This window comes from Azospirillum ramasamyi, from assembly GCF_003233655.1.
Lineage (GTDB): Bacteria > Pseudomonadota > Alphaproteobacteria > Azospirillales > Azospirillaceae > Azospirillum > Azospirillum ramasamyi.
This window is the reverse complement of record NZ_CP029834.1, coordinates 341,276-347,500: the sequence shown is the minus strand read 5'-3', so window position 1 is coordinate 347,500 and position 6,225 is coordinate 341,276. Positions and strand designations below refer to the sequence as shown.

Annotated in this window: 6 protein-coding genes and 2 rRNA genes (1 of these 8 running past the window's edge); 3 read left to right on the top strand and 5 right to left on the bottom strand. The window is 64.9% G+C overall.

Going from position 1 to position 6,225, the window contains the following annotated elements; genetic code table 11:
* Positions 1-1,779 (top strand): 23S ribosomal RNA (locus DM194_RS26205) (it extends 968 nt beyond the left edge of the window).
* Between the two features lie 135 nt (positions 1,780-1,914).
* Positions 1,915-2,030: ribosomal RNA gene (gene rrf, locus DM194_RS26200) — 5S ribosomal RNA — on the top strand.
* 148 nt (positions 2,031-2,178) lie between these two features.
* Here the strand turns inward: rrf and tnpC are convergent.
* The 3 genes from tnpC to tnpA all read right to left on the bottom strand — a co-directional run bounded on the left by tnpC (position 2,179) and on the right by tnpA (position 4,635).
* The gene (tnpC, locus tag DM194_RS26195; RefSeq protein ID WP_111067546.1) at positions 2,179-3,801 is read right to left on the bottom strand and encodes an IS66 family transposase; all 1,623 of its coding nucleotides are present in this window, start codon (positions 3,799-3,801) and stop codon (positions 2,179-2,181) included.
* Positions 3,802-3,880: 79 nt separating this feature from the next.
* On the bottom strand, positions 3,881-4,228 hold the full coding sequence (gene tnpB, locus DM194_RS26190) for an IS66 family insertion sequence element accessory protein TnpB (protein WP_111065522.1): 348 nt from the start codon (positions 4,226-4,228) through the stop codon (positions 3,881-3,883).
* Complete coding sequence (gene tnpA / locus DM194_RS26185; protein ID WP_111067545.1) at positions 4,225-4,635, bottom strand: IS66-like element accessory protein TnpA; 411 nt, start codon at positions 4,633-4,635, stop codon at positions 4,225-4,227. Before tnpA ends, tnpB begins: the two co-directional genes overlap by 4 nt.
* A gap of 160 nt (positions 4,636-4,795) precedes the next feature.
* On the opposite strand from tnpA, the gene DM194_RS26180 reads away from it, so the two are divergent.
* Positions 4,796-5,347, top strand: a complete 552-nt coding sequence (locus tag DM194_RS26180) for a hypothetical protein (protein WP_246024639.1) — start codon at positions 4,796-4,798, stop codon at positions 5,345-5,347.
* 3 nt (positions 5,348-5,350) lie between these two features.
* Here DM194_RS26180 and DM194_RS26175 read toward each other — a convergent pair whose 3' ends face one another.
* Complete coding sequence (locus tag DM194_RS26175) at positions 5,351-5,869, bottom strand: flagellar protein FlgN (protein ID WP_111070569.1); 519 nt, start codon at positions 5,867-5,869, stop codon at positions 5,351-5,353.
* Positions 5,866-6,219, bottom strand: a complete 354-nt coding sequence (locus DM194_RS26170; RefSeq protein ID WP_111070568.1) for a rod-binding protein — start codon at positions 6,217-6,219, stop codon at positions 5,866-5,868. Before DM194_RS26170 ends, DM194_RS26175 begins: the two co-directional genes overlap by 4 nt.
* Positions 6,220-6,225: the final 6 nt, after the last annotated feature.

Here is a 6,225-nt window from a genome sequence, read left to right as displayed (position 1 = left end):
CAGACCGCCAGCTAAGGTCCCCAAATCACGGCTAAGTGGGAAAGGATGTGGGAAGGCCATGACAACCAGGAGGTTGGCTTAGAAGCAGCCATCCTTTAAAGAAAGCGTAATAGCTCACTGGTCTAGTTAAGCCGGCCTGCGCCGAAAATGTATCGGGGCTCAAGCCGTGTACCGAAGCTGCGGATGCGATCTTTTAGATCGCGTGGTAGCGGAGCGTTCCGTAAGCCTGCGAAGGGTGTCCGTGAGGCCGCCTGGAGGTATCGGAAGTGAGAATGCTGACATGAGTAGCGACAAAGAGTGTGAGAAACACTCTCGCCGAAAGTCCAAGGGTTCCTGCGCAAGGTTAATCCACGCAGGGTGAGCCGGCCCCTAAGGCGAGGCCGAAAGGCGTAGTCGATGGGAACCAGGTTAATAGTCCTGGGCCTGGCGGAGGTGACGGATGGGAAAGCGTGTATGTCCTTATCGGATTGGACATGCTGTGGACCCGTTCCAGGAAACAGCCCCGCCGTATAGACCGTACCCCAAACCGACACAGGTGGACTGGTAGAGTATACCCAGGCGCTTGAGAGAATGGTGTTGAAGGAACTCGGCAAATTGCCCTCGTAACTTCGGAAGAAGAGGGCCCCGTTGTGGCGCAAGCCATGGCGGGGGGCACAGACCAGGGGGTAGCGACTGTTTACTAAAAACACAGGGCTCTGCGAAGCCACACAAGGCGACGTATAGGGTCTGACGCCTGCCCGGTGCCGGAAGGTTAAGAGGAGAGGTGCAAGCCTTGAATTGAAGCCCCGGTAAACGGCGGCCGTAACTATAACGGTCCTAAGGTAGCGAAATTCCTTGTCGGGTAAGTTCCGACCTGCACGAATGGCGTAACGACTTCCCCGCTGTCTCCAACACCAACTCAGCGAAATTGAACTCTCCGTGAAGATGCGGAGTTCCCGCGGTCAGACGGAAAGACCCCGTGCACCTTTACTACAGCTTTGCAGTGGTGCTAGGGACTTCATGTGTAGGATAGGTGGGAGGCTTGGAAGCCCGGGCGCCAGCCCGGGTGGAGCCAACCTTGAAATACCACCCTTGAAGTCTCTGGCATCTAACCGTGGCCCGTGATCCGGGTCCGGGACCCTGCATGGCGGGTAGTTTGACTGGGGCGGTCGCCTCCCAAAGTGTAACGGAGGCGCGCGATGGTGGGCTCAGAGCGGTCGGAAATCGCTCGTCGAGTGCAATGGCATAAGCCCGCCTGACTGCAAGACTGACAAGTCGAGCAGAGACGAAAGTCGGCCATAGTGATCCGGTGGCTCCACGTGGACGGGCCATCGCTCAACGGATAAAAGGTACGCCGGGGATAACAGGCTGATGACTCCCAAGAGTCCATATCGACGGAGTCGTTTGGCACCTCGATGTCGGCTCATCACATCCTGGGGCTGGAGCAGGTCCCAAGGGTTCGGCTGTTCGCCGATTAAAGTGGTACGTGAGCTGGGTTTAGAACGTCGTGAGACAGTTCGGTCCCTATCTGCCGTGGGTGTCGGAGTTTTGCGAGGATCTGTCCCTAGTACGAGAGGACCGGGATGGACATACCTCTGGTGCACCGGTTGTCACGCCAGTGGCATGGCCGGGTAGCTAAGTATGGACGGGATAACCGCTGAAAGCATCTAAGCGGGAAACCCACCTCTAAACCAGAGCTCCCTTGAGAGCCGTGACAGACCATCACGTCGATAGGAGGCATGTGGACGGGCGGCAACGCCTGAAGCTAAGCCTTACTAATCGCTCGATCGGCTTGATCTCGACCCCACACAAACCGCGCCATGCGCAGCAGCAAGCCTGCTTGACGCACGCACCGCAGTTCGATACATCCTCGCCCTCACTTGCACTGAACCCGCGATATGCTTTGGGAAAAGCGTCGGTCTTGAGCCTTGGTGACCTGGTGGTCATGGCGAGGTGTCAAACACCCGATCCCATCCCGAACTCGGCCGTGAAAAGCCTCCGCGCCAATGGTACTGCGTCTTAAGACGTGGGAGAGTAGGTCGCCGCCAGGTCACTCAGGCTCAAGAGACGCCATAACCAAAGCAAATCCGCAGGCATCGGCACACGCATCCGAAACGCCCCGGCTCTCATCAGCCGGGGCGTTTTGCATTTTGGAGATCTTGGGATCACCGCGACGTACGCATCCGGTGAGTGCCGCAGTCAGATTGCCTTCCAGTTCCAGGGCAGCAGTTCGGGCAGGCGGTTCTGCGGCAGGTCGGCGATGCGGGCCAGCACGTCGGCCAGCCACGCCTGCGGGTCAACTTCGTTGAGCTTGGCGGTGGTGATCAGGCCGTACATGATCGCCGCCCGCTGCCCGCCGCGATCGGAGCCGCAGAACAGCCACGCCTTTCTGCCCAGGGCGATCCCGCGCAGGCCGCGTTCGGCGGCGTTGTTCGTGAGACACAGCCGGCCGTCGCCGAGGAAGCGCGTGAAGCCGTCCCAGCGCGTCAGCATGTAGTCCATCGCCTTGGCCACGGGGGCATGGCGGGAGAGCCGGGCGCGCTCCGTCCGCATCCAGTTCTCCAGCGTGGCCACCAGGGCGACGCCGTGCTCCTGGCGGGCCGCCAGCCGCTCGGCCGCGGGCTTGCCGTTCAGGGCGCGCTCGAGATCGAAGAGGGCGTCGATGTGGGTCACGGCCTCCAGCGCCAGCGGTGAGATCGGCGGGGCATCCTTGCCGCGTCTGGTGTTCGCGGCGATGTCGGCCAGCTTGAAGAAGCCGCGCCTTGCATGCGCCCAGCACAGTGCGGCGCTGATCGGCCCCGGTCGGCGCTCAGGTTCGTACAGCCGGTTATAGCCGGCGAACGCATCGGCCTGCAGCCAGCCCGTGAAGCCGGCCAGGTGCCGTTCGGGATGCTCGCCCTTGCGGTCTCGCGAATAGTGGAACAGCGCTGCCGGTGGGGCTTGGCCGGCAAACGGCCGGTCATCACGCACATACACCCACAGCCGCCCGGTGTCGGTCTTGCCTTTGGCCAGCACGGGCACGGGCGTGTCGTCTCCATGCAGCCGCTCGGCTGCCAGTACATGCGCGGCGATCAGGTCGTGCAGCGGCTTCAGCACCGCGGCGGCGGCGCCCACCTGGTCGGCCAGGGTGGACAGGCTGAGCGGCACGCCCTCGCGCGCAAAGCGTTCGGCCTGCCGGTTCAGCGGCTGATGCTGGCCGAACTTCTCGAACAGGAGGGTGGCCAGCAGGTTGGGGCCGGCCCAGCCCCGTGGGGTGGCGTGGAACGGCGCCGGCGGCTGGCTGATCGTCTCGCAGGCCCGGCAGGAGAACCGTTCCCGCACCGTCTGGATCACCTTCCACTGGCGCGGGATCACCTCCAGCGTCTCGGTGATCGTCTCGCCCAGCTTGCACAGCTTGTCCGAGCCGCAGCACGGGCAGCTCGCCGGTGCCGGCACAACGACGCGCTCGCGCGGCAGGTGGTCGGGGAAGGGTTGGCGTGATGGCCGTTTGCGGGTAAAGGCCGCCACCGCGGTGGTTTTGGCAGCGGCCTGCTCGGCCGCCAGTTCGTCCTCGCTGGCCGTCGCTTCCAACTCTTCGAGCTGGAACTCCAACTGGTCCAGCAGACGCGCCTTGCGCTCGGAGCGCGTCCCGTAGAGTTCGCGCCGGAGTTTCTCGATTTCCAGCTTCAGGCCGGCGATCAGCGCCTCGGTGTTCGACGCCATCGCCTTGGCCCGCGCCGCTTCGGCTTCCGCCGCATCCGCCCGCGCCTCGGCCTGCGCCAAGGCAGCGCGCAAGTTGGCGACGTCGTCGGCCGAGGTGGAGGGGAGCGGGGCGGCGGTCATGGCGCCAGTTTACCTGGGAACGCGCCGTCGAGCCGCCGCAATCGCCCCTGAACCGGTGCGTCGATTCACCGTGTCGCAGTCACCCCGCGGCCTCGGGACGCCAGGTCTTCTGCGGGTTGCGCCAGTCGATGCCTTCGAGCAGATAACCCATCTGCCCAACCGAGATCGACACCGCGCCGTCCGCCGGCGTGGGCCAGATGAAGCGGCCCCGCTCCAGCCTCTTCATGAACAGGCAACTGCCCTGGCCGTCATACCAGATGATCTTCACCAGATCGCCGCGGCGCCCGCGGAAGATGAAGAGATGGCCGCTGTGCGGGTCTTGGGCGAAGCGTTCCTGCACCAGAAGCGCCAAGCTTGCCCAGCCCTTGCGCATGTCGGTGTGTCCGCTGGCCAGCCACACCCGCACGCCACTCGGCACCGGGATCATGCCAGAGCACCGATGACGGCCGCCGCCAGAGCCGGATCGACCGGCCCTTCCAGACGCAGGCGTGCCCCGCCGGGCAGGATGACCTCGAGGATCGCTGGGCTCGTGGCCAGCGTCGCTGGAGGCGGCAATGGTTCAGGGGGCTCCAAGACCGGCGGTTCTGTTACGGTCGGCTCCGGCGTGATGGTCACTGCGACGAAGCTGGACGGTTCGGCCACCGCGCTCCCGCTCGCCTGCATCAGCCCTCGCCAGCGGTATAGCAGACTTTCGTGCACGCCCAGCCGGCGGGCCGCTTCCGTCACCACCACGCCGGGGCGGAACGCCTCCTCGACCATTCGGACCTTCTCCGCCGGCGTGTAATTCCGCCGCCGCTCCGTTCCCGTCAGAACCTCGACCCGCTGGTAAGCCATGACGTTTGCAACTCGTTTGCGTCCGCGCAATGACGCGCCACGCAAATCTCAGACGTCGCCCCCTGCTTTGCCAAGGCGGCGCTCACCGGAGGCGTACGCTTCACCGGCTATTAATTTGTTTTTGGTGGATTGGTCGCTGGGACCGCCGGATGGCGGCGGCATGGGGACGGCGATGGACGATTCGGACGATCTTTTCGATATCTACCGCAAGGACCACGCCGCGGCTGCCCCGACCGGACCATCGCTTGCGGCTGCGCTCAGCGATACGGTGCGGCGCAGCTTTGCCCAGATCGAGGAGTTGTGCGCCGACGTGACGCGGGCGCTCGCCCAGGCACGCTACACCACGAAGCTGGCACAGACGGTGACCGACCGGTCCAGCTATATGCGGCTCGACCGCCAGTCGGAGACCTTCCGCGACTACCTGCGGAACTGGAGCCAGCAGCGGGCCGACAAGGGTGCAGGCGGCATGCATTGGGAAGCGCAGATCCTCGTCACCGACCATCGTCGGACGACCAAGGAGATCGGGTTGGGCATCGCCTTCGAATGGCCGGGCGCGGGGGAGGAGGGCAGTCTCGCCTTCGTCGAGTTCTGGCCGACGGGCGCCGGAGTGTCGTTGCCGGCCGACGCCCGCGGCTTTCAGCGTGCGCTGGTCGCCTGCATCATCAAGCTGGAGCAGGCCGGCGAATTGGCCAGCGTGAAGGACCGCGGATAAGCTCTACAGAGTCGCGTTCAAGCCGGAGGCCGACAGTTCCACCGGCCGGCGCGCCTGCCCGTCGCGGGCATAGGTGCCGTCGCTCGACGCCTTTTCCAGAGCGACCAACAGGTTGCGGTTGATGGTCAGCACCGCCTTGCGAAGGGCGACGAGGCCGGAGGCGTTGGTGGACACCGCCCGTTCCAGCCGGTCGATGCGCTCCAGCGTCATCGCCCGCAGGTCGTCGGGCAGGCGGATGCCCTCGTCGCGGGCCCGCAGGACGGCGCCCTCCAACTGTTCGGCCATCGCCGCCTTGCGGTGGGCGAAGGCTTCCAGCCGGTCGAGCATGCCGGCGGCGATGCAGGCCGATTCCTCTTCCAGGACGGCGGAAAGAGCCTCCACCGCGTCGAGGAACTCGCGCACCAGCAGCGCGGTGGCGCCGTCATAACCGGCATCGGCAGCAGCCGGCCCCTCGGCGGGCGCCTGTTCGGCACTGCGTTCAGGGGCGAATTCGTGGATCAGATCCTTGAGGGTGACGCTCATGACCGTTGCTCCGGCTGGGTGGGCCCTTGGGCGGCATAGAGGCGGGCGATCTCGTCATGTGTCATCCTGGCGATGCCGAGCGTGCCCGACTCGGCGATGGCCTTGCCATATTCCTGCAACATCATGCTGCGCCAAGGCTTTTCCGCCGGGCCGCCGCCGCCGAACAGCGGGCTTTCGCGCATGCCCGCGAACATGCTTTCCATCAGCTGGCTGACCAGCATCGCCTCGAACTCCTTCGCGACCTTTTCGGCGGCGGCGGGATTCGGGATGGCCGGATTCGGACCGGCGGGCGTCGCTGCGGCCGGCGTATGAACCGGCGTGGAACGGAGGCTGGTTGCGGCGATGTCCATCGTCGT

Excerpts from the sequence above, each read along its gene's own strand:
- tnpC (WP_111067546.1), bottom strand. The coding sequence starts at position 3,801 with ATGACCGCCGCCCCGCTCCCCTCCACCTCGGCCGACGACGTCGCCAAC.
- tnpB (WP_111065522.1), bottom strand. The coding sequence starts at position 4,228 with ATGATCCCGGTGCCGAGTGGCGTGCGGGTGTGGCTGGCCAGCGGACAC.
- tnpA (WP_111067545.1), bottom strand. The coding sequence starts at position 4,635 with ATGGCTTACCAGCGGGTCGAGGTTCTGACGGGAACGGAGCGGCGGCGG.
- DM194_RS26180 (WP_246024639.1), top strand. The coding sequence starts at position 4,796 with ATGGGGACGGCGATGGACGATTCGGACGATCTTTTCGATATCTACCGC.
- DM194_RS26175 (WP_111070569.1), bottom strand. The coding sequence starts at position 5,869 with ATGAGCGTCACCCTCAAGGATCTGATCCACGAATTCGCCCCTGAACGC.
- DM194_RS26170 (WP_111070568.1), bottom strand. The coding sequence starts at position 6,219 with ATGGACATCGCCGCAACCAGCCTCCGTTCCACGCCGGTTCATACGCCG.